We start from the raw sequence: 19312 nt of genomic DNA, 5'->3' as shown, positions 1-19312 counted from the left end.
GGCTACGGCTTCAGCGCTTTCGCCAGCAGATCCTCGGCCTGCAAGCCGGACCAGTCCAGCGAGCCTTCGATGCGGGCGACCTCGCGGCCCTCGCGGTCGAGGATCAGCGTGGTCGGCAGCGCCCGGACACCCAGCAGAGTGCCGACCGTGCGGTCATTGTCCAGATAGCGCTTGAGATGCGCGACACCGGTGTCGGTGTAGAATTTCTCCACCGCCGGCCAGCCCTTGCGGTCCAGCGAGATCGGCACCACCACCAGCCCCTCCGCCCCGCGGCGCTCCTGGAGGCGGTCGAAGTCGGGGAACTCGGCGCGGCAGGGCAGGCACCACGTCGCCCAAAAATCGAGCACCACCGCCTTGCCGCGGAAGTCCTCAAGGCCGCGGCGGGTGCCGTCGTCGGCGTGGAAACTGATGGCGGGCACCTCGCGCGGCGTCTCGTGGACGGTGACGCGGCCTCCGGCAGCCAGCGCTGGCAGCGCTGTCGCCAGCACGAACAGCGCGGCAAGCCCTGTCCTCACAGCAGGGCCCCCAGCGACAGCAACGCGCCGAACACCGCCTGCACCTTGGCGGTTTCGGCCAGGAAGCGGTTGAGGCCGCGGCCCGGCGGCTCGGCGGCGAAGCCGCGGATGGCGCGCACCACCAGCGGCAACGCGCCGAGCGCCAGCCACACAGCCGAGTGCGGCAGCAGCACCGCCATCGGCAGCAGCAGCCCGAACGGGGTCAGCAGGAAGCCGGCGTAGATCGCGGTGGCCGCCTCCGGCCCGGCGACGATGGCCAGCGTGCGGCGGCCGGCGCGGGCGTCGGACTCGCGGTCGCGGTGGTTGTTGACGTGCAGCACCGCCGCGGCCGGCAGGCCGATGGCCGCCCCCGCCGCCAGCGCCGCCCACGACACCGTGCCGGCTTGCAGGCAGAAGGTGCCGCACACCGCGGCAACGCCGAAGAACAGGAAGACGAAGATTTCGCCCAGCGGCGTGTAGGCGATGGGCAGCGGCCCGCCGGTATAGGCCCAGCCGGCCAGGATCGACAGGACGCCGACCAGCAGGATCGGCCAGCCGCCCACGGCCGCCAGATACAGCCCGATCAGCGCCGCCAGCGCGAAGCACGCCCACGCCCCGCGCTTGACCTGGGCGGCGCTGGCCCAGCCCTCGGCGGTGATGCGCGGCGGGCCGACGCGGCCGGCCTTGTCCAGCCCGCGCTCGCCGTCGGCGGCGTCGTTGTAGAGGTTGGTGCCGGCCTGGATCAGCACCGCGCCCAGCAGCGTCGCCAGCGCCACCATGGGGTGGAACAGCCCGGACTCCGCCCAGGCGAAGGCGAGGCCGGTCACCACCGGCACCACCGAAATGGTCAGCGTGCGCGGCCGGACAGCCTGGAGCCACAGGGAGAGCCCGGAGGGGCGAGCGAAAGCGACGGTCATGGGAGTGTCCTCCGGGCGCGCTCTTCGAAGGCTCGGATGATGCGCGGTTCGGCCCGCGGCAGGGCGGTGCGGGCCAGCGTTGCGAGCAATGGCGAGCGGAACGCCACGGCGAGGTCCACATCGACCCGGCTGCCTTCGGCCTCCGGCGTGAAGCTCCAGAGCATGGCAAAGCGCCGCCAGGGGCCCTCCTGCGACACGATTTCCAACCGGTGCGGCGCGTCGAACTCCGCGGTGCTGCGGAAGTGCCAGCGCAGCGGGCCGGCGCCGAAGACGTTGTCCACCAGCCAATTGCCGTTGGCGCCGCGCTCCACGATGCGGGTGGCGACGCAGCCGGGGACGAACTGCGGGTAGCTCTCGATGTCCGACACCAGCGCGAAGAGCTGCTCCGCGGTGAAATCCGGGAAGCGCATCCGCCAATGGCGCTGGAGCGCCGGCTCGGTGTCCGCGTCGATCACGGCAGGTCGCCGCGGCGGAACAGCACGAAGCCCAGGCCGGCGGTGGCGGTGCCCAGCGCCGCCGGGTAGGCCAGCGCCCATGCGATGTAGCCGGTGGTGCCGAAATGGTCGAGGATCACGTAAGCCGCCGGGCCGAGCAGCACGAGTTGCGGGTCGAACAGCAACATGGAGGCTGTGCGGAACACCTGCAATGGGTTGGCGAGCGCCACCGCCAGCACGGCGTCGGGCGGCAGGTTGCTGCGCAGCAGCACGCCCAGCAGCACGAGGTCGAGGAAGCAGACCAGCACCAGCCAGACGACGAACGCCGCCGTCTGCGCCACATCCGACGAGCGCGCCAGCACCGAGATCAGGAACCCGATGCCCAGAAAGCACCACGTGAGCGACAGCAACAGCGCCACGTCGGTGACCAGGTGTCCCCACGGCACCGCCACGCCCTGCGTGGCGCCATAGCCCACGGCGGCCAGCAGCGCCAGCGCCACCGGCACGAACACCACGGCGAAACGGCCCAGCAGCCGGCCCCAATACCACGCGCCCAGCGGCACGGGCAGGGAGAGCATGTACTCGAACACCCCCGCCTCGCGGTCGCCGGCCACGCTGCGCACGGTGGTGATGAGGATGAACAGCGGCAGGATCGCCATGGCGAGCTGGATGTAGGTGACCAGCAGCCGGCTCAACCCCGTGAAGCCCATGACGCGCGACTCGGTCAGGCCGAACATCAGGAGGCCGACGACGATGCCGCCGAACACGAGGCTGTACAGCAGGAACCAGCGGGCGCGGGTCGATTCCGCGATGTCTAGGCGGACGGCGGCGAGGAAGGCGGTCATCGCGCGGCTCCCGCATCGGCGCTGGCATCGGCCGTGGAGGTGGGAGCGCATTCGGTGCGCTTGACGGCCGCAGTCTTCATGACGTCGAAGGATACCGTGTCCGGGCTGCCGGCGGGCAATGCTGCGAAGCCATAACCCATCGGTGTGGGCAAGCCCTGGCGGTAGGCGGCCTGCCGGGCGTCCAGCCACGTCTTGCCGTCCTGGTGGTTCATCGCCCAGAACTTGACGGACGGCTCGGCGGCCCAGGCGTTGCGCATGGTGAAGTGCACCGCGCAGCCGACGTCGTCGAATTTGTAGAGCTTATTGTTCGAGCCGCCGCGGATCTCGGCGACGTACGGCATCTCCGACACGATCATGCCGCAGAAGTCGCAGGCGTCGCGGCCGAGCTTGATCGGGCCGGGGCCGTCGTCGGCGCCACCGCAGCCGGCCGGCAGCCAGGGCAGCGCCACGCCGGCGGCGGAGAACTTCAGGAATGCACGCCGGGGCAGGACGCTCATGCGCGGGGTTCCTCCAGATTGACGGCGGTGATCAGGCCCGAATAGCGCGACAGCGTGCCGAGGAAACGCAGCCGGTCGGGGCCGGGCACCTCGCCTTCCCAGACCAGCCCGGTGTCGGCGTCACGGAAGCCCCACTCGGTCATGGCGCGGGTGAAGGCGTCCTCGCGGCGCACCACCGCCAGCCGACAGGTCAGCACACAGGCGCGGTCCAGCGCGTCGGCCACACTGTCGTCCAGCGCCACGCGGCCGCCGTCCAGCTCGATCACGCGATCCACCAGCGGCGCCACCTCGTCCAGGCGGTGGCTGGTGATGATCATCGTGGTGTCGGGCATCTCGGCCAGCAGCGCGAACAGCGCCTTGCGGGCCGGCGGGTCGAGGTTGGCGGCCGGCTCGTCCATGATCAGCAGGCCGACGTCGCGGCCGAGCGCCATGGCGATCAGCAGCTTCTGCTTCATGCCGCCCGACAGCTTGACGAAGGGGCGGTTGCGGATCGGCTCCAGCGTCAGGCCGAGGCGGCCGGCCACCAGTTCGAATCGCTTGGGATCGGCGCCGGTGACGTGCGCGGTGAAGCGCATCAGCTCGGCCACCGGCATCTTGAGGGGAGGGGGCAACTGCGGCACGAAGCCGACGCCTTTCAGCACGGCGGCGCGCTCGGCGCGCGGGTCGCGGCCGTCGATCAGGACGGAGCCCTGGTGCGCGTACTCGCCCAGCAGGCAGCGGATCAGCGTCGTCTTGCCGGCGCCGTTGGAGCCGATCAGCGCCACCCGCGACCCCTTGGGTATGGCGAGCGACAGCGCGTCGAGCACCCGTGCGCCCTTGAAGATTTTGGTCAGGTTCTCGATGCGGATCATCGACGGCGGTGTCCTTCGCCTGCGGGGTGCAGCGGGGTCATTGGAAGGCGGACGGAGGGTGTTCGCCTTGACGAACGTCAAGTTGGCGGAGGGGGAAGCGTTACAGAAGCTTCCCCACCCCCTTGATATCGAACTTCAGCGCTCCGGTCGGGCAGACCTCGACGCACATGCCGCAGCGGGTGCAGTCGGCGCCGATCTCCTGCTTCACGTCCTCGTTCCAGCCGAACCGCGTCATCGACAGCACGTGCGGCACCATGCAGACGCGGCGGCATTCGCCCTCGTGCAGGCAGGCTTCGGCGTCGTAGCGCACGTGCACCGGCGAGACGGCGCCGACGACCCCGTACGTCAGGCCGATCGGGCACATGTACCGGCACCAGAAGCGGCGCGAGTAGAACACCTCGATCAGCAGCAGCACCGCCACCCACGCCACCGACAGCGTGATCCCGTAGGTGAAGGCGCGGCTGAGGATGCCCACCGGGTTGATGGCCTCGAACACCGTGTAGCCGGTGACCGCCGCCAATGCCGCGAACACCACGTACAGCACCGTGCGCGTGCCGCGGTGGAGCGGGTGATCCTTGACCCAGCCCTTGGCGGCCAGCTTCAGGTGCAGCATCTCGGCCAATTCGCCCAGCAGATGGTACGGGCACACCCAGGAACAGAAGCTGCGCCCGCCGAACAGCCACCAGACGACCAGCACCGTGGAGGTGCCGATCACCAGATTGATGACGACCTCCTTGTAGGCCAGCATCACCTGCAGCGCCGAGTTCAGGTCGGCCATGTGGAAGCCGACGAAGCGCGACGCGGTCAGCGCTCCCTCCACCACCTGGATGTCGGCCTGATAGGACAGCACGAACAGCAAATTGATCAGGACGATGGAGATCCAGCGGCGGATGCGCCAGCGGTTGCCCGGCTTGAAGTGGGTCTTCTCGTCCTTGATGAACTGCTTGCGCTTTTGCACCTGCTCCGGCTGGCGCTTGAACTGGAACAGCGCCTTGGCGGCGTCGGTCTGCTGATCGGGCGCCGGCTTGGCCGGCTCGCGGCCGAACATCACGGCGAAGGAGTCGAGAAGGCGGCTCATTTGGGCGCACTCCCACCCAGGCGGGCGTCTATGACGATGGCGGCGGGCTCGGCCGGGCAGATCATCTCGCACATGCCGCAGCCGACGCAGCTTTTCTGAACCACTGGGGTGCGGCGCTTGTCGTTCGGATCGGCACTCATGGGTTCCAGCGTGATGGCGCCCTTCACCGGGCACTCGCGCACACACAGGTCGCAAAGGTCCAGGTCGTAGGGGTGGTCGGAGACCGGAATCGGCTTCCAGCGGTCGACCTCGGCGTAGCGGTGCAGGCCGTCATAATCCTCGCCGCGCGCCGCTCCCTTGAAGCCCAGACCCTGGCGGGCGAGGCAGGCGTCCGGCTTGGCGAGGCGCGCGAAGCCCATGCGCACCTCCTCGGGCTTGCCCGGCACGTGGCTCAAGGCCCCGGTCGGGCAGGCGAGGATGCACTGGAGCGCGTCGCAGGAGAAGTCGCAGGCCTGCTCGCGGGCGTCGATGTACGGCGTGCCGACGCCGAAGCCCTCGTCGATGTCGGCCAGCACGATGGCCTGCACCGGGCAGACCTGCACGCACTGGCCGCACTTGATGCAGGCGGCGAGGAAGTCGCGTTCGGTGATGGCGCCGGGCGGGCGCAGCCGGGACTCGGCCAGCGCGGCGAGCGGGAAGAACCCGCCCAGCGCCGCGCCCACGACGGCGGTGCCGAGCAGGGCGCTGCGCAGGAACTCCCGCCGGTCGGAATTGCTCATGGAAGCGGGTCTCCTCAGGATGCGGGCTTGGCCGCGTCAGATTTGCCAGCGACGGGGTGCAGCGACGGGGCGGAGTCGCGCAGCACCAGCTTCGGCGTGTTGAACGGCGCCAGACGCTCCATGAAGTCCAGCAGTTCCAGCATGGGCGAGGCGCGGAAGAACTGCGCGTCGCGCACGTCCATCCACAGCCGGTCGGCGTAGGCGTACACCTCGAACGGGCTGTCGCCAATGCCGTCGTGGTTGCGGTCGAAGCCCTCGTAGCCATCCCAGTGATTGCCGGCCCATTCGTGGCGCAGCGCGCTGCCGCCACCCTGCACGGCCACCGAGCCGAAGTTGCCGATGAAGTCGTTGCGCCGCACCAGCACACCTTCCCAGTCGCTGTGGAACATCATTGCCATGCCGTTGTAGGCGATGCGGTTGCCCTCCACGGTGATCGGGTGGTCGGGGTCGTTGGGCGACAGGTCCGTGTAGATGCCGGTGGCGTTGGACAGGATGTCGTTGTCGACGATCACCATGCCGCTCGACTCCTTCATCCCGATGCCGATGCCCGATGGGCCCTGGCTCTGGATGATGCGATTGTGGCGGATCTCCACGTCGTCGGCGTACATTAGGAAGATGCCGACCGTGTTGCCCTCGAACACATTGTCGCGCGCCAGATTATACTTGGAGAACATGAAGTGGAAGCCGTAGCGGCCGCCCACCAGACGGTTTCCGGTCAGCGTGTTGTTCTGTGAGTACCAGATGACGGTGTCGCGCGCGTTCTCGACGACGTTGTTCTGCACGACGTTGTCCATGCTGTACCACAGCCGGATGCCGTCGCCGCGCAGGCCGATGTCCTCGTTGCGCGGGCGGATGTGGTTGCGGCGGATGACGTTGTGGTCGGAGCGGCTGAGGTCGATGCCGATCAGGCAGTCCTCGATCACGTTGTCTTTCAGGACGTTGGTGCGGCCGCGCACCTGTACCCCGGCGTCCAGCTTGTCGTGCAGCATGCCGGAGTTGACGATGCGCAAGCCCGCCAGCGTGGCGCCGCTGGTGGCCAGCGTCACCACCGTCCCCTTGCCGCCGCCGTTGATGGTGGCCTTGCCGCCGCCGTCGATGGTGATCGGCCGCTCGATGGTGACCGGGCCGGCGTAGGTGCCCGGCGGCAGCGTCAGCGTGCCGGCCGCCGGGGTGGCGTCGATGAGCGGCTGAAGCGGCGTCGGCGCGGTGTCCGCCAAGGCAGGGAGGGCGGCGAACAGCGGCAGGACGAGGAGGTGCCGGAAACGGAGCATGGACATGCCGGGGCCTCAGCGCTGGCCCGCCTCCTCCGAGAGTTGCTTGCGGCGGATCAGCGTGGCGAGCACCAGCGCGACCGAAGCGCCGAGCATCAGCGCGAAGCCGTAGTGCGGGTAGGAGTAGGTGAAGAACTGCGCCACCTTGCCCTCGCCGAACACGGTGGGCATGAAGGGCTTCACGGTGAAGGCGCCCCACGGGCTCAGATGGTGGCCGAACCACCACAGCCAGAACGAATAGTCGGCGACGAAGGCGACCGGCACGATGATGCCGCCCAACGGCAACAGCCACCAGAACGGCCCGCGGTAGACCAGGAACGCCGCCAGCATCAGCCCCACCAGACCGAAGGCGTAGGGGGCGAGCATCAGCTCGTAGCGGGCGCCGTGCTCGATGGGCTCCATGCCGATGTAGTGGTTGATGGTGTTCATCTCGTGGACGCAGTCGAGCGCCTCGTCCTCGATGATTTCCTTGTTCTTGCGCATCTCGCAGCCGTTCATCACGCCGTTGACGTGAAAGTGGATGCGCACGCCGTCCGGGAAGGTCTCGGGCGGGTAGTTCGGCGCCTTCAGCGACACCCACCAGATCGGCGACATGTACGCGGCGACGAGAAGGACCATCGCCATCAGCGTCAGCGTGCGGAACACCATGGCGCGCCGGCTCTGAAGGCCGGTGTCGGGCGCGGTGGCGGCTTGGAGGGTGGCGGTGCTCATGGCGGGAGTCCTTTTCTGCCTTAAGCCCCTCCCCCCTCGCTCTCGGCGGATGCCAGAGGCATCCGTCTGACGCGACAGGCGGGGCTCTTAGCCCCGCCGAGAGCGGGGGAGGGGTTTGGGGAGAGGGGGCGAGCGGAAGACTTTTCCGGCCATCCGGCCGTAACGACCCTCTCCCTCAACCCCTCTCCCTTTACGGGAGAGGGGCTTCTTTTCGTTACTGGAAGTCCGGGTTCTTCCAGCCCTTCGGGCCGACCAGCTTGGCGTCCGGCTTCAGGCGCGAGACGTAGTCGAGCACCGCCACCGTGTCCTTTTCGGAGAAGTTCTTGATCTGCTCGACCATCTCCGGGTTGGCGTTGCGGCGCTTGCCTTCCTTGATCCACTGGTACTGGCGGAGCAGGTAGGCGTAGTGCTGGCCCTGGATGCGCGGGTAGTACTTGGAGGCCTCGCCCTCGCCGTTGGCGCCGTGGCAGCGCACGCAGTTGTCGGCGAACAGCTTCTTGCCCAGCTCCAGGTCGGTGCCGGGGCCGATGCCGTTCTCCGGGTTCATCGGCAGGCGCGAGATGTACTCGGTCACGTCCGCAACCGCCTGCGCTCCGCCGATCTCGGACGGCAACGCGAAGGGGTACATGGTCGGGTTGTCGCGGTTGCCCTCGCGGATGTCTTCGAGCTGCTTGATCAGCACGGTGCGGTGCTGGCCGGCGATCTCCGGGAAGGTGCCCTCGGTCTGTCCCCAGCCTTCCGGCAGGTGGCAGGCGCTGCACACCTCGTAGATCTCCTTGCCCTTCGCCAGGTCGGGGGTCAGCTTGAGCGCCTCGTCGCGCTCCGAGCCTTCGGACATCCACACCTTCTTGTCCGACTGCGGCGCCTGAACCGGGCCGGCGGCCTGAACGGCCGACACGGCAACCAGGACGGCCAGCGCCGAAGCGGTGGCAAGCCAGTGCACGGTCTTCATCGTAAAAACTCCCACTTCTCTTGACTGTGTGTGCGTTACTTCTGCGACCGGTCGACCTGCGCCAGATAGTCGGCGACCAGATCGGCCTGTTCGTCTGTCAGCTTCTGGGCGAAGGGCGCCATGCTCTCGGCCATGCCGTTCTTGCGGATGCCGTCGCGGATCTCGCGGATCTGGAGGGCGATGTATTCCCGCTTCTGGCCGCCGACGGCGGGCATCTCGGCCTGCGGCTCCTTGCCGTCGGCGCCGTGGCACGCGACGCATTCGGAGGCTTCGTACAGAGCCTTGCCCTTGGCGACGCGCTCGGCATCGGCAGCCGGAGCAGTGAGCTTCGGCGGGGGCAGGGTGGACAGCCAGTCGGCGATGCTCTTGCGCTCATCGGCGCTCACCAGATGCATGACGTCCTTCATGCTCTGGGTGCGCGGATAGCCGCGGGCGTCATTGCCGGACAGCCGGTCGCCCGACGCGATCTCGTCCATCTGCCGCAGCAGATAGGCGGCATCGAGCCCGGCAAGGTTCGGGTACATCTGGATCGCCTTGGAGCCGTCGCGGCCGTGGCAGGCGACGCAGGTCTTGGCGAGGAAAAGCTTCTTGCCTTCGGCCTGGGGGGCCGGTGCGGCGGCCGGAGCGGCGGCCGGCGCCTGCTGGGCGGAGGCCATGCCGGGCGCGACCAGCATCAGGCCGGCTGCAAGCAGCGCCGAGCGGAGGGGGGCGGTCATGGTCGTTTCGTCCTCTGCGGCATTTTTATTAGATTTATCTGATGTTCTGAGGGGAAAACGGGAGGGGGCAAGCCCCCTCCCGCCGTTAGTCGATTACTTCGCCGGCTTGGCGCCGTTCTGCTCCAGGTAGGTCTTGGCGCGCAGACCGATGTCCGCGGCCTTGACCTGGTACTGCCACCACTGGCCGGCCCACAGCGTGGCCTGCTGCCAGTCCTGCTTCTTCGCCGCCTCGTCCGCCTTGGTGCGGGCGTCCTTGGCGAAGTTCAGCTGGTCGGTCGCGTCTTCGACCAACGCCACCACCGACGGGAAGTCCTTGAAGTTCGTCGAGGTGATGTAGCCGACGACCTGATCGATCACCGCCTGGGTGTCGATGCAGGACTTGTACTGCTTGTCGAAGTCGGCCTTGGCGTAGGTGACGCCTTCCTCAGCCTTGCCGGCGACCTGCTGGGCGCCCTTCGGCTTGACCAGCACATAGCCTTCCATCTCCAGGTGCAGCGCCGAGCAGAACTCGGTGCAGTAGAAGGGATAGACGCCGGCGCGGTCGGCCTTGAAGCTGGCGGACGAGGTCTTGCCCGGTTCCAGCGACAGGTTCACGTCCATGCCGGAGACGGCGAAGCCGTGCACTTCGTCCTCGGCGCGTTCCATGTTGGTGATGTGGAACGTCACCTCGTCGCCTTCTTCGACCTCGACGATTTCCGGGGTGAAGTGCGAGCGGATGGCGGTGCCGAAGACCTCGACCTTGTTGCCGTTCTTGACCACCTTCTCGCCGCCCGGACGGACCGCCGAGGCGCTCTGCTGGTCGGTGCGGCTGTTGGTGCCGAACTTGTAGCGGATGGCCGGCTTCACCTTGTCGGCGGCGATGGCCATCGAGTAGTGCGGCTCACCCAGCGGCAGCGGCATGTCGTACAGCAGCTCCATCTTGTCGCCGCTGATGTCGATCAGCTGATGGTTCTGCGGGTGCAGCGGGCCGACCGGGTTGAAGCGGTCGATGGCCAGCTTGTTCAGCGCCACCAGATACTTGCCCTTGGGGTGGGCGGTGTCGCCCTCCATGGTCATCAGGTGGCCGATGTTGTAGTGCACCGAGATCTTGTCGAGGACCTTGCCCTCGCAGTAGTCGTACTTGGCGACCTGGCTATCCACATACAGCGAGGTGTAGGCGATGCAGGGCTTGCTGTCGTACTGCGTGTGCAGCGGGCCGAGACCCAGCGGCACCTGCTTGTGGATGGCGTCCTTGATGTCGATGATCGGAACGCCGTAGCTGTCCTTGCCCGAGAACTTCTTGCCGGCAATGGCAGCCTGGATCTTGTCGAAGCTGTAGACGTGGGCGTGGCTGTCCAGCTTGCCGCCGACGATGATGTACTTGCCGTCGGGGGAGACGTCGACGCCGTGCGGGCTCTTCGGCTCCGGCACCAGGACCAGCAGACCCTCTTCGATGGCGGTCTTCAGCGTGATGACCGGGTGGTCGTTGATCTTGGTGACCTTGCCGGCCTTGTAGACCTCTTCGGCCTTCTTCCAGTTGATGACGTGCATGTAGTCGTGGTCGTTGGCCGAGCAGCCCGCCTCGTACGGCGGACGGCCCTTCTCGATGCCGCCGACGTAACGCTCGGAGCACAGGGAGTTGGTGAACGACCAGCCGTCCGACACGAACTTGCCGGCGTCCGACAGATCCTGGGTGTAGGGCGGCAGCTCGACCGAGAAGGACTGCGACGGGTCGATGCGGCCCTTCGACTTGTCGAACTTCCAGTAGGTGACGGCGCCGCGGTACTTGTCGTTGAACTGCTCCAGCGGCACATAGCCGCCGCCCAGCGGGGCGGGGTACTGCGAGGCCTCGATCACGTAATCGGTGTTCGGCGTGACGAAGGCGCCGCCGTGCTCCGACTGCATGATCGGGTTGACGACGATCTGCTTGGTCTCGAAGTCGTGCAGATCGATGACGGCGATGCGCGGGTTGTTCTTGTCGTTGATGAAGACGAACTTGCCGTCGCTGTCGCCGTTGGTCTCGGAAGCCGCCGGGTGGTGGGTGTCACCCCAGGTGATGTCCTTGCCGTTGATCTTGCCCTGAGCCAGCACCGCCTTGGACTCGTCGTCGAAGCCGTAGCCCTGCCAGGGCTCCGGCGTGAAGACGCCGATGTACTTCAGGATGCGCATGGACGGGATGCCGTAGACGATGACCTGACCCGACTGGCCGCCCGAGGAGAACGCGATGAACTCGTCGCGCCCGCCGGTGGGGGTGTAGGTCTTGGCCGCCGCCAGCAGGTCCTTTTCGCTGAGACCGCGGCGCTTCATAACGTCTTGCAGGCTGTCCGCAGCGAACGCGCCTCCGGCGACCGTGGTCGCCATGATGAGCGCGCCGAAGGCCGCCGAGGCTTTCAAAGCCGATTTCATGTGGTTCCTCCGCGTGAGTTGAGTACGCACTTCCTTGACGCCAGGGGCCTGACATCCGTCGACTTGCAATTGACGATCGTCAAACAGAGGGTCGGGGCAACGAGCCGTCTGGAAATCGTCCGTCAATCCCGGAGCGTGTTGGCGTTCCACTCCCTAGCCAATTCGACTGGTCGGAACCTGAGCGCCCTTAGGGGTGGTTGCCTTGACCACGGTCAAGCTGGAGAGGGCTGCGGCATCAGGTCACTTCTACTTCTGGACGGGACATCATTCATTCGGCGGTGGGCTTTCGTCGGTCATGTCCGGCCTTGACCATCGTCAAGCTCTTCGCCGCGCCGCTGGGGCACAGTTGGCCGGGCAATCATTCTCCGGCCGGAACGGTGTTCGACCATGCAGTCGCAGCTATTCTCAGCGCTGGCGCGCAATCCGCTCATCGGGTCCATGCCGGTGGCGGACCGTGAGCGGGTGCTCAGCTACGCGCGGCCAGCGGTGTTCGCCGAGGGCGAGGTGCTGTTCCATGAGGGGGAGGAGCCGCAGGCGTTCTTTCTGATCGTCTCGGGCACGGTGGAGTTGTCCATCGCTGCGGGCGGCAAGCGCACCGGCGTCATCGGCGTGTTGAGCGAAGGCGACACCGCGGGCGAGGTGGCGGTGCTGGACGGCGGCCCGTATCCCGTCAGCGCCCGCGCGCTGGAGCGCGTGGTGACGCTTGCCATCCCCGGCGGTGTGTTCGTGCGTCATGTGGAGGAGCGGGCGGAACTGCTGCGCGGCGTCATGGTCGGCGCTTCGATCACGGTGCGCGCGCTGATGCGCGAGAACGGCGAATTGAAGGCGATGCCCACGGTGGAGCGGCTGTGCGGCTTCCTGCTGCGTCTGGTCGATCAGCCGGCGGGCACGGCGATGATCAAGCTGCCCTACGAGAAGCGCGTGCTGGCCGGCACGCTGGGGGTGAGCCCGGAGAGCCTGTCGCGCGCCTTCGGCCGGCTGCGGCGGGTCGGCATCACCACCGGCCGCACCGACGTGGTGGTGATCCGCGACGTGGCGTACCTGCGCGAACTGGTGGTCGCCGGCGGACTCGGCGACGCGGCGTAGAAGGCCCGGCGGCGGCCGGCTGATCAGCCGCGCGGCAGGTCGGCGATGGCGCGGGCGACGATGATCCACGCCTCGTCTTCGTCCTCGACGCCTTTCAGCGCGGCGATGGGCGGCCAGACGCCGAGGCGGCTGGCGCGGCGCTGGGACAGGAAGCGGTCCACCTCCTCCGGCGTCGGCAGGCGGTCGCTCTTGGCCTGATTGCAGCGGCGGTGCGCCAGCACGATGTTCGCCGCCACGTCCGCCCCGCCGTAGGCCTGCGGGATGACGTGGTCGAAGGTCGCGTTCGCCCCCACCGGCTCGCCGCAATAGAAGCAGCGCCCGCCCTGGAGAATGTCCATCACCTGAGCATCGTCGCGGGTCATTTACATTTTCCTCAGACGGCGGGCGGGCGCATCCGCGCCCTTGCCTTCGCGCCCATGGGGGCGCGGGGCCGCCGTCGCGGCCCTTATTCCCGCTCCACCGAACCCCACAGATCGTACTCGTCGGCGTGCTCGATGGTGACCTGCACGATGTCGCCGGCCTTCAGCCCGGTCTCACCGTTGAGGAAGACGTTGCCGTCGATCTCCGGCGCGTCGGCGTAGCTGCGGCCGATGGCGCCTTCCTCGTCCACCTCGTCGATCAGCACGCCCAGCGTCCAGCCGATCTTGGCCTTCAGCCGCTCGGCGCTGATGCGCTGCTGCGCCTGCATGAAGCGCTCCCAGCGCTCCTGCTTGACCTCTTCCGGCACGGCGCCGGGCAGGTCGTTGGCCGCCGCACCCGACACCGCCTCGTACTTGAAGCAGCCGACGCGGTCGAGCTGCGCTTCCTCCAGCCATTGGAGCAGGAACGTGAAGTCCTCCTCCGTCTCGCCGGGGAAGCCGACGATGAAGGTGGAGCGCAGCGCCAGATCCGGGCACTCCGCGCGCCAGGAACGGATGTGCTCCAGCGTCTTTTCCTGCGCGGCCGGGCGGCGCATGGCCTTCAACACGGTCGGGCTGGCGTGCTGGAACGGGATGTCGAGGTAGGGAAGAATCCGCCCCTCGGCCATCAGCGGCAGCACCTCGGCCACGTGCGGGTAAGGGTAGACGTAGTGCAGCCGCACCCAGACGTCGAAATTCGCCAGCTCGCGACACAGGTCGGCGAAGCGCGTCTTCACTTGACGGTCGTAGAACGGCCGCTCGGCGTATTTCAGGTCGATGCCGTAGGCGCTGGTGTCCTGCGAGATGACCAGCAGTTCCTTGACGCCGGCGGTCGCCAGCTTCTCCGCCTCGCGCAGCACCTTGTCGATGGGGCGGCTGGCAAGGTCGCCGCGCAAGGATGGGATGATGCAGAAGGAGCAGCGGTTGTTGCAGCCTTCGGAAATCTTCAGATAGGCGTAATGCCGCGGCGTCAGGCGGATGCCCTGCGGCGGCACCAGATCGACGAACGGGTCGTGCGTCGGCGGGGCCGCCTCGTGCACCGCCTCGACCACCGCCTCGTACTGGTGCGGGCCGGTCACCGCCAGCACGCCGGGGTGCACCGAGCGGATGGCGTCGGCGTCGCCGCCCATGCAGCCGGTGACGATGACCCGCCCGTTCTCCTTGATCGCCTCGCCGATGGCGTCCAGCGATTCCTTCTTGGCGCTGTCGAGGAAGCCGCAGGTGTTGACGATCACCGCGTCGGCGCCGTCATAGGAGGGGGAGATCTCGTACCCCTCGGCGCGCAGACGCGTCAGGATGCGTTCGGAATCGACCAGCGCTTTCGGGCAGCCGAGGCTGACGATACCGACTTTGGGAGTGGCCTTGCTCATGGCGCGTCTATATAGGCAATCGGGCGAGGCACGCCAGCCGAATCGGCAGCACCAAACGGGTGGGGTGCGCAGCCCCGCCAGCGGCTTGCCGACGGTGCGTCGCCGGGCGATCCCATCCCTTGTGTCCTCTACCGCCTCGGGTGCGACATTTGGTTCCCGTCCGCGGCCACGTTGACGCATTTTCCCGGTTGCGGGATTGGAAACAATTCGTTAACGATTTCTTGCGGAACGGCCGCGCTCACGCATTGTCGAGCTGGACATTCCACACACTAAACGGTTTTGACTCGCGCCCGGCGACAGCGTATCATGGTATGCGTTCCGAAGGGTTCTTCGAAAGAGGCCGGCCGGCATGTCGAACAGCCATTCTCCGCCCGCATCCGCCCAGGCCATCGCCGAGGTGATGATGCACATCGGGCACATCGCCGACAGCCTCGGCTATTCGCGGGGTCTGAAGCCGTCGCAGTGGACGGCGTTGCGCTATTTCGCCTCGGCCAACCCCAGCCAGCGCACGGTTTCCGCCTTTGCCGACTTCCACGCCACCACCCGCGGCGCTGCCTCGCAGACGGTTGAGGTGCTGGTGGGCAAGGGTCTGCTGACGCGCGTGCCGGTGCCCGAGGATCGCCGCGTCGTCCAGCTTCATCCCACCGACGCGGCGCTGGAGCTGTTGCAGCACGACCCGTTGCAGGAGTTTTCGGGGGTCATCGCCGGGCTGGCGCAGGACGACCAGTTCCACCTTGCTGACACGCTGTCACGGGTGCTGCGCGGCTTGCTGATGAAGCGGCAGGCGGCCTGAGGGGCTACCCCACCAGTTCGCCGACGCACTTGCGCAGCTCGTCGTTCATAAACGGCTTGTAGAGCACGGCGTCGGCGCTGAACATCTCGGTAAGCTTCAGGGCATAGCCCGCCGGCAGGTTGGGCGCGCCGCCGGAGATCGCCAGGATCTTGGTCTCGGGACGGGTGCGGCGCACCGCCTTGATGACCTCGATGCCGTCCATCTCGGGCATCAGGACGTCGGTGACCACGAGGTCGAAAGGCGCATCGTCCAATCGCTCGATGGCGAGGCGGCCGTTCTCCGTCTCGGTCACCGCGTGGCCGAGGTCTTCCAGCACTTCCACGATCGCCAGACGGACCGCGGGGGAGTCCTCAACCACCAATATATTCGCCATGGGCGGGCTCCTTCTCGTGCTGCGATGCGTTCCGCGGTTCCGGTTCCAACTTGGCCTTGCCCTTGGCGATGGGCAGGTCGATCATCACCGCGGTGCCGCGGCCGATGGCGCTGTCCACGGCGATGACACCGCCGCCGTTGCGCACGATGCCGTACACCACCGACAACCCCAGCCCGGTGCCCAACCCCACCGGCTTGGTAGTGAAGAACGGCTCGAAGACGCGCTGCCGGGTCGCCTCGTCCATGCCCACGCCGGTGTCGGCCACGGTCAGGCGGACGTAGTCGCCCTCTGCGATCTCCAGCCGGCTTGCCTCCGGATCCCTTAGCGTGACGATGCCGGTGGACAGTGTCAACGTGCCGCCCGTGGGCATGGCGTCGCAGGCGTTGCGGATCAGGTTGAGCAGGATCTGCGACAGCTCGGTCACCGTGACGGTGACCGCCGGCAGCCGGTCAGCGAGGTCGGTGTCCACGGTGATGCGGGGCGGCAGGTCGGCGCGCGCCAGTTCCACCGCCGCGCGCACCGCCTCGTTCGCCTCGGCCGGTGGCGAGACGGCGACCTCGGTGCGGGCGAAGGCCAGGACGTCGCGCATGATGATGCGCGCCTTCAACCCGCTGTCGCGCACCAGTGTCAGGTAGGTGCGCAGCCGCGCGTCGGTGCCGGCGCGGTTCAGCGCCAGCTCGCTCAGGCTGATGACCGGTTGCAGCAGGTTGTTGATCTCGTGCGCCAAGCCGCCGACCAGACCACCCAGCGCCGCCATGGTCTGCTTCTGGCGGGCGGCCTCGGCGGCGCGGCGGCGCTCGGTGATGTCGCTGGCGGTGCCGCGGAACCCCAGGAACCCGCCGTCCGGCGCAAAGCGCGGCATGCCGCTGAACATCAGCCAGCAGCCGGTCGGCGCCCCGGTGGCGATGGGGAAGGACAAGCGGCGGAACGGCCGGTGCAGGCGTAGCGCGTCCTGAAGCACCGCGAAGTCGTCCGGCGGACGGGCGGCGTCCAGCAGGTCGGCCGGTCGGTGGCCGATCAGTTCGGCCGCCGGGCGGCCGGTCGATTCCTCGGCGCGCGGCGACACCTCGATCAGCCGGCCCTCGGCGTCGGTGGCCCAGAACCAGTCGTTCGAGCAGTCCAGCAGCGCCTTCCAGCGCGCTTCGCTCTCGCGCAGTTCGGCGGTGCGCGCCGCGATCATGGCCTCGGCGCTGCCGAGATGGTCGCGCACCGCCTGCTCGCTGCGGCATAGCCGCAGGAACATCACGTCGTAGGGGTTCTTCAGCGCGGCGACGACGATGGCCTTGTAAAGCAGGTAGTAGGACAGGATCTTCAGGAAATGCCCCAGCGCGTTGGTCAGCCCGTGCGGGTCCTGGTACAGGGTGAAGGTCATCTCCTGCGCGATCAGCAGCGCGAAGCCGCCGAGCACCAGCGGGAAGGTGCCGCCCTCGAAATGCCGCCGCCGGGCGACCAGCGCCACGCAGGCCAGCGCCACCAGCCCGGAGATGACGTACTCGCTGACGATCTTGAAGGTGGTCAGGCCCACCCCCTCGACATAGCAGGCCGGCATGGCGCCGAGCGGGAAGATGACGAGCACCGTCAGCGAGAACAACGCTGTCTGCAGCCCGAGCACCCAGCCCGTCGGCAGCCGCGCGTGGGGCAGCAGCAAGGGGGCTGCCAGGAAGCTCGCCGCCTGCACGTAGCGGGCGGCGATCCACAGCTGGGTCGGCAGGTCGGAGCCGGAGTCGGCAAACACCGACATGCCCGGAAAGGCCAGGGTGTGCAGCAGGTCGAGGGCGGCGATGGACGGGAAGGACAGGCCGATGAAGGCAAGGAACTGCGACTGGTTCACGTGCCGCGTGTTCCACGCGATCATGAAGATGGCGATCGCCACGGCGATGCTGAACAGTTCGGCGATGGTGTGGAACAGCAGGTAGTTCGCCCGCATGCCGCCGAACAGCACGATCAGGCTGCCGCCGAGAAGCGCCAGTTCCGGCAGCCGGGACTCCCGTCCGGTGCGCCGCTGCGCGATGGAAATCGAAGTGTCGGCCATGGCCCTGCGACGGCTACGGTTTTTTGGCGCCCGTTGGGAGTCTTAACAAGGCGCGGGCCGCCGGAACAGATCCTCGGTTAGGCCTATTACCAAAAGGATAGGCTGTGGCGCTCCGGGCCGGACGCCGTCACGGCTTAGCCCGTCACAGCTTGGCCCGTCACAGCTTGGCGTTGAACGGCGTGCTGACCAGCGGGTCGCCGCGGCCATGACCGGCGCGGTTGTGTCCGGTCTCGGTGGCGGCCTGGCGGAAGTAGCCGACGATGAACACGCGCACGGCGTTGGCCAGCGACACGCCCGACTCGGCATGGCGGGTCTGTGCGTCCAGCCGCTCCTTGAGGTCGGTGCACAACTCGTCGACGCTCAGTTCCTCCCGCCGGCTGATCTCCTCAAGCGCCTCCCAATAGGAGGGCTCGATCCGAAGCTGGCAGCTTTGGCCGGCAATTGTGACGGTACGGCTCACCAGGGGGCTGATCCCTTGGGGATGGCTGGCTTGCCGCGTCTGCGACCCGCGTTCAGGCATGCGTCTCTAGTCCCCTGGTTGCGAGGATAGGGGGTTACTGACTGCACTATAGCGTGATTGCAGCCTGGAAGGGGGATAAAACTTTTCGGCTGCGAAGGGAAAGAGATTTTCGCAGGAGATGCTCCTACAGCCGCCCGGTCTCGCCGGCCATGTCGCGGACGAGGCGGATGTCGGTCAGCACGATAAAGCCCTTGGCGTAGGTGATGGCGTTGGAGGATTTCAGCGCCTTCAGGCTCTTGTTGACCATCTCGCGGGTCACGCCGAGCATGCTGGCGAGGTTTTCCTGGGACACCGGCTGGGTGATGCGCAGGCCAGCCGGGGTCGGCTGCCCGTAGGACTCCGCCAGCCGCAGAAGCCGCCGGGCGAGCCGGCGCGGCACGTCGTGGAACACGGCGTCCTCGATATTCTCGCTGACCCAGCGCAGCCGTTCGCATAGCACGCCCAGCAGACGAATGGCCAGCCGCGGGTGACGCTCCAGGAAGGTGATGAAGGCCGCGCGGTCGATGCGGAACAGCTCCGACGGGCGCAGCGCGGTGGCGCCGGCGGTGCGCTCCTTGCCGTCGATCAGCGCGATTTCCCCCAGCACGGCGCCGGGATCGAGGATGTTCAGCATCATCACCTTGCCGTCCTCGGACGAGGTGTGGATGCCGATCTGGCCCTTGAGGATGGCGTACAGGCAGTCGCCGGGGTCGCCTTTTTGGAACACCATGATGTCGGTGCCGACATGCACCACGTGGCCGAGCCCGAGCAGCTCGTCCATCTCCCGCTCGTCGAGTTCGCCCAGCAGTTGGTTGCGCCGCAGCACGTCGGCCACGGCAATCGCACCGTCCATCCGCATCGGCAGCTCCGCCCCATCCGCATCTTCCTTCG

The 19312-nt window shown here is 67.7% G+C and carries 21 protein-coding genes; 2 read left to right on the top strand and 19 right to left on the bottom strand.

Annotated elements, in window-relative coordinates; all coding sequences use genetic code 11:
• Positions 1-2 precede the first annotated feature (2 nt).
• The 13 genes from ACSVDD_RS18145 to nosZ form a co-directional block, all read right to left on the bottom strand.
• A complete protein-coding gene (locus tag ACSVDD_RS18145) occupies positions 3-515 on the bottom strand; it encodes a TlpA family protein disulfide reductase (protein WP_448190784.1) in 513 nt (170 codons plus the stop codon).
• Positions 512-1411 carry a 1,4-dihydroxy-2-naphthoate polyprenyltransferase gene (locus ACSVDD_RS18140; protein ID WP_448190783.1) on the bottom strand — a complete coding sequence of 300 codons (900 nt, stop codon included), beginning with the start codon at positions 1409-1411 and terminating at the stop codon, positions 512-514. The genes ACSVDD_RS18145 and ACSVDD_RS18140 overlap by 4 nt, the downstream gene beginning before the upstream one ends.
• Positions 1408-1866 carry a type II toxin-antitoxin system RatA family toxin gene (locus tag ACSVDD_RS18135; RefSeq protein WP_448190782.1) on the bottom strand — a complete coding sequence of 153 codons (459 nt, stop codon included), beginning with the start codon at positions 1864-1866 and terminating at the stop codon, positions 1408-1410. Before ACSVDD_RS18135 ends, ACSVDD_RS18140 begins: the two co-directional genes overlap by 4 nt.
• A complete protein-coding gene (locus ACSVDD_RS18130; protein ID WP_448190781.1) occupies positions 1863-2690 on the bottom strand; it encodes an ABC transporter permease in 828 nt (275 codons plus the stop codon). Before ACSVDD_RS18130 ends, ACSVDD_RS18135 begins: the two co-directional genes overlap by 4 nt.
• Complete coding sequence (locus ACSVDD_RS18125; protein WP_448190780.1) at positions 2687-3187, bottom strand: hypothetical protein; 501 nt, start codon at positions 3185-3187, stop codon at positions 2687-2689. Before ACSVDD_RS18125 ends, ACSVDD_RS18130 begins: the two co-directional genes overlap by 4 nt.
• Positions 3184-4038: an ABC transporter ATP-binding protein gene (locus ACSVDD_RS18120; protein ID WP_448190779.1), complete on the bottom strand. Its 855-nt coding sequence runs from the start codon at positions 4036-4038 to the stop codon at positions 3184-3186. Before ACSVDD_RS18120 ends, ACSVDD_RS18125 begins: the two co-directional genes overlap by 4 nt.
• Positions 4039-4138: 100 nt before the next feature.
• Positions 4139-5116, bottom strand: a complete 978-nt coding sequence (locus tag ACSVDD_RS18115) for a NapH/MauN family ferredoxin-type protein (protein WP_448190778.1) — start codon at positions 5114-5116, stop codon at positions 4139-4141.
• Positions 5113-5835, bottom strand: coding sequence for a 4Fe-4S dicluster domain-containing protein (locus tag ACSVDD_RS18110; protein ID WP_448190777.1), 723 nt, complete (start codon positions 5833-5835; stop codon positions 5113-5115). Before ACSVDD_RS18110 ends, ACSVDD_RS18115 begins: the two co-directional genes overlap by 4 nt.
• 14 nt (positions 5836-5849) lie before the next feature.
• Positions 5850-7112: a nitrous oxide reductase family maturation protein NosD gene (gene nosD / locus ACSVDD_RS18105; protein ID WP_448190776.1), complete on the bottom strand. Its 1263-nt coding sequence runs from the start codon at positions 7110-7112 to the stop codon at positions 5850-5852.
• Positions 7113-7121: 9 nt separating this feature from the next.
• Positions 7122-7817: a hypothetical protein gene (locus tag ACSVDD_RS18100; RefSeq protein ID WP_448190775.1), complete on the bottom strand. Its 696-nt coding sequence runs from the start codon at positions 7815-7817 to the stop codon at positions 7122-7124.
• Positions 7818-8031: 214 nt separating this feature from the next.
• Positions 8032-8769 carry a c-type cytochrome gene (locus ACSVDD_RS18095; protein ID WP_448190774.1) on the bottom strand — a complete coding sequence of 246 codons (738 nt, stop codon included), beginning with the start codon at positions 8767-8769 and terminating at the stop codon, positions 8032-8034.
• A gap of 35 nt (positions 8770-8804) precedes the next feature.
• On the bottom strand, positions 8805-9485 hold the full coding sequence (locus ACSVDD_RS18090) for a c-type cytochrome (RefSeq protein WP_448190773.1): 681 nt from the start codon (positions 9483-9485) through the stop codon (positions 8805-8807).
• Between the two features lie 93 nt (positions 9486-9578).
• Positions 9579-11870 carry a Sec-dependent nitrous-oxide reductase gene (nosZ, locus tag ACSVDD_RS18085; RefSeq protein WP_448190772.1) on the bottom strand — a complete coding sequence of 764 codons (2292 nt, stop codon included), beginning with the start codon at positions 11868-11870 and terminating at the stop codon, positions 9579-9581.
• Positions 11871-12257: 387 nt separating this feature from the next.
• Between nosZ and ACSVDD_RS18080 the strand changes: the two genes are divergently transcribed.
• Positions 12258-12956 carry a Crp/Fnr family transcriptional regulator gene (locus tag ACSVDD_RS18080; protein ID WP_448190771.1) on the top strand — a complete coding sequence of 233 codons (699 nt, stop codon included), beginning with the start codon at positions 12258-12260 and terminating at the stop codon, positions 12954-12956.
• Positions 12957-12979: 23 nt separating this feature from the next.
• On the opposite strand, the gene ACSVDD_RS18075 is transcribed toward ACSVDD_RS18080, so the two are convergent.
• The gene (locus ACSVDD_RS18075) at positions 12980-13318 is read right to left on the bottom strand and encodes an HNH endonuclease (RefSeq protein ID WP_448190770.1); all 339 of its coding nucleotides are present in this window, start codon (positions 13316-13318) and stop codon (positions 12980-12982) included.
• Positions 13319-13401: 83 nt separating this feature from the next.
• Entirely contained in the window at positions 13402-14724 is a 1323-nt protein-coding gene (rimO, locus tag ACSVDD_RS18070) for a 30S ribosomal protein S12 methylthiotransferase RimO (protein ID WP_448190769.1), read from the bottom strand.
• 349 nt (positions 14725-15073) lie between these two features.
• Between rimO and ACSVDD_RS18065 the strand changes: the two genes are divergently transcribed.
• Positions 15074-15517, top strand: coding sequence for a MarR family winged helix-turn-helix transcriptional regulator (locus tag ACSVDD_RS18065; protein ID WP_448190768.1), 444 nt, complete (start codon positions 15074-15076; stop codon positions 15515-15517).
• Positions 15518-15521: 4 nt separating this feature from the next.
• On the opposite strand, the gene ACSVDD_RS18060 is transcribed toward ACSVDD_RS18065, so the two are convergent.
• The 4 genes from ACSVDD_RS18060 to ACSVDD_RS18045 form a co-directional block, all read right to left on the bottom strand.
• Positions 15522-15890 (bottom strand): response regulator, encoded by a 369-nt coding sequence (locus ACSVDD_RS18060; RefSeq protein ID WP_448190767.1) that lies wholly within the window; start codon positions 15888-15890, stop codon positions 15522-15524.
• Positions 15868-17922 carry an MASE3 domain-containing protein gene (locus ACSVDD_RS18055; RefSeq protein WP_448190766.1) on the bottom strand — a complete coding sequence of 685 codons (2055 nt, stop codon included), beginning with the start codon at positions 17920-17922 and terminating at the stop codon, positions 15868-15870. The genes ACSVDD_RS18060 and ACSVDD_RS18055 overlap by 23 nt, the downstream gene beginning before the upstream one ends.
• Before the next feature lie 157 nt (positions 17923-18079).
• Entirely contained in the window at positions 18080-18382 is a 303-nt protein-coding gene (locus tag ACSVDD_RS18050; protein ID WP_448190765.1) for a ribbon-helix-helix domain-containing protein, read from the bottom strand.
• Positions 18383-18566: 184 nt separating this feature from the next.
• Positions 18567-19280: a Crp/Fnr family transcriptional regulator gene (locus ACSVDD_RS18045; protein WP_448190764.1), complete on the bottom strand. Its 714-nt coding sequence runs from the start codon at positions 19278-19280 to the stop codon at positions 18567-18569.
• Positions 19281-19312: the final 32 nt, after the last annotated feature.

This window comes from Azospirillum terrae, assembly GCF_053470425.1.
Note: the sequence above shows the minus strand (reverse complement) of the source record. Positions and strands in the feature narration are given on the sequence as shown.

Excerpts from the sequence above, each read along its gene's own strand:
- ACSVDD_RS18120 (WP_448190779.1), bottom strand. The coding sequence starts at position 4,038 with ATGATCCGCATCGAGAACCTGACCAAAATCTTCAAGGGCGCACGGGTG.
- ACSVDD_RS18100 (WP_448190775.1), bottom strand. The coding sequence starts at position 7,817 with ATGAGCACCGCCACCCTCCAAGCCGCCACCGCGCCCGACACCGGCCTT.
- rimO (WP_448190769.1), bottom strand. The coding sequence starts at position 14,724 with ATGAGCAAGGCCACTCCCAAAGTCGGTATCGTCAGCCTCGGCTGCCCG.
- ACSVDD_RS18045 (WP_448190764.1), bottom strand. The coding sequence starts at position 19,280 with ATGCGGATGGACGGTGCGATTGCCGTGGCCGACGTGCTGCGGCGCAAC.
- ACSVDD_RS18065 (WP_448190768.1), top strand. The coding sequence starts at position 15,074 with ATGTCGAACAGCCATTCTCCGCCCGCATCCGCCCAGGCCATCGCCGAG.
- ACSVDD_RS18125 (WP_448190780.1), bottom strand. The coding sequence starts at position 3,187 with ATGAGCGTCCTGCCCCGGCGTGCATTCCTGAAGTTCTCCGCCGCCGGC.
- ACSVDD_RS18060 (WP_448190767.1), bottom strand. The coding sequence starts at position 15,890 with ATGGCGAATATATTGGTGGTTGAGGACTCCCCCGCGGTCCGTCTGGCG.
- ACSVDD_RS18115 (WP_448190778.1), bottom strand. The coding sequence starts at position 5,116 with ATGAGCCGCCTTCTCGACTCCTTCGCCGTGATGTTCGGCCGCGAGCCG.
- ACSVDD_RS18130 (WP_448190781.1), bottom strand. The coding sequence starts at position 2,690 with ATGACCGCCTTCCTCGCCGCCGTCCGCCTAGACATCGCGGAATCGACC.
- ACSVDD_RS18080 (WP_448190771.1), top strand. The coding sequence starts at position 12,258 with ATGCAGTCGCAGCTATTCTCAGCGCTGGCGCGCAATCCGCTCATCGGG.
- nosD (WP_448190776.1), bottom strand. The coding sequence starts at position 7,112 with ATGTCCATGCTCCGTTTCCGGCACCTCCTCGTCCTGCCGCTGTTCGCC.
- ACSVDD_RS18090 (WP_448190773.1), bottom strand. The coding sequence starts at position 9,485 with ATGACCGCCCCCCTCCGCTCGGCGCTGCTTGCAGCCGGCCTGATGCTG.
- ACSVDD_RS18055 (WP_448190766.1), bottom strand. The coding sequence starts at position 17,922 with ATGGCCGACACTTCGATTTCCATCGCGCAGCGGCGCACCGGACGGGAG.
- ACSVDD_RS18110 (WP_448190777.1), bottom strand. The coding sequence starts at position 5,835 with ATGAGCAATTCCGACCGGCGGGAGTTCCTGCGCAGCGCCCTGCTCGGC.
- ACSVDD_RS18095 (WP_448190774.1), bottom strand. The coding sequence starts at position 8,769 with ATGAAGACCGTGCACTGGCTTGCCACCGCTTCGGCGCTGGCCGTCCTG.
- ACSVDD_RS18075 (WP_448190770.1), bottom strand. The coding sequence starts at position 13,318 with ATGACCCGCGACGATGCTCAGGTGATGGACATTCTCCAGGGCGGGCGC.
- ACSVDD_RS18140 (WP_448190783.1), bottom strand. The coding sequence starts at position 1,411 with ATGACCGTCGCTTTCGCTCGCCCCTCCGGGCTCTCCCTGTGGCTCCAG.
- nosZ (WP_448190772.1), bottom strand. The coding sequence starts at position 11,870 with ATGAAATCGGCTTTGAAAGCCTCGGCGGCCTTCGGCGCGCTCATCATG.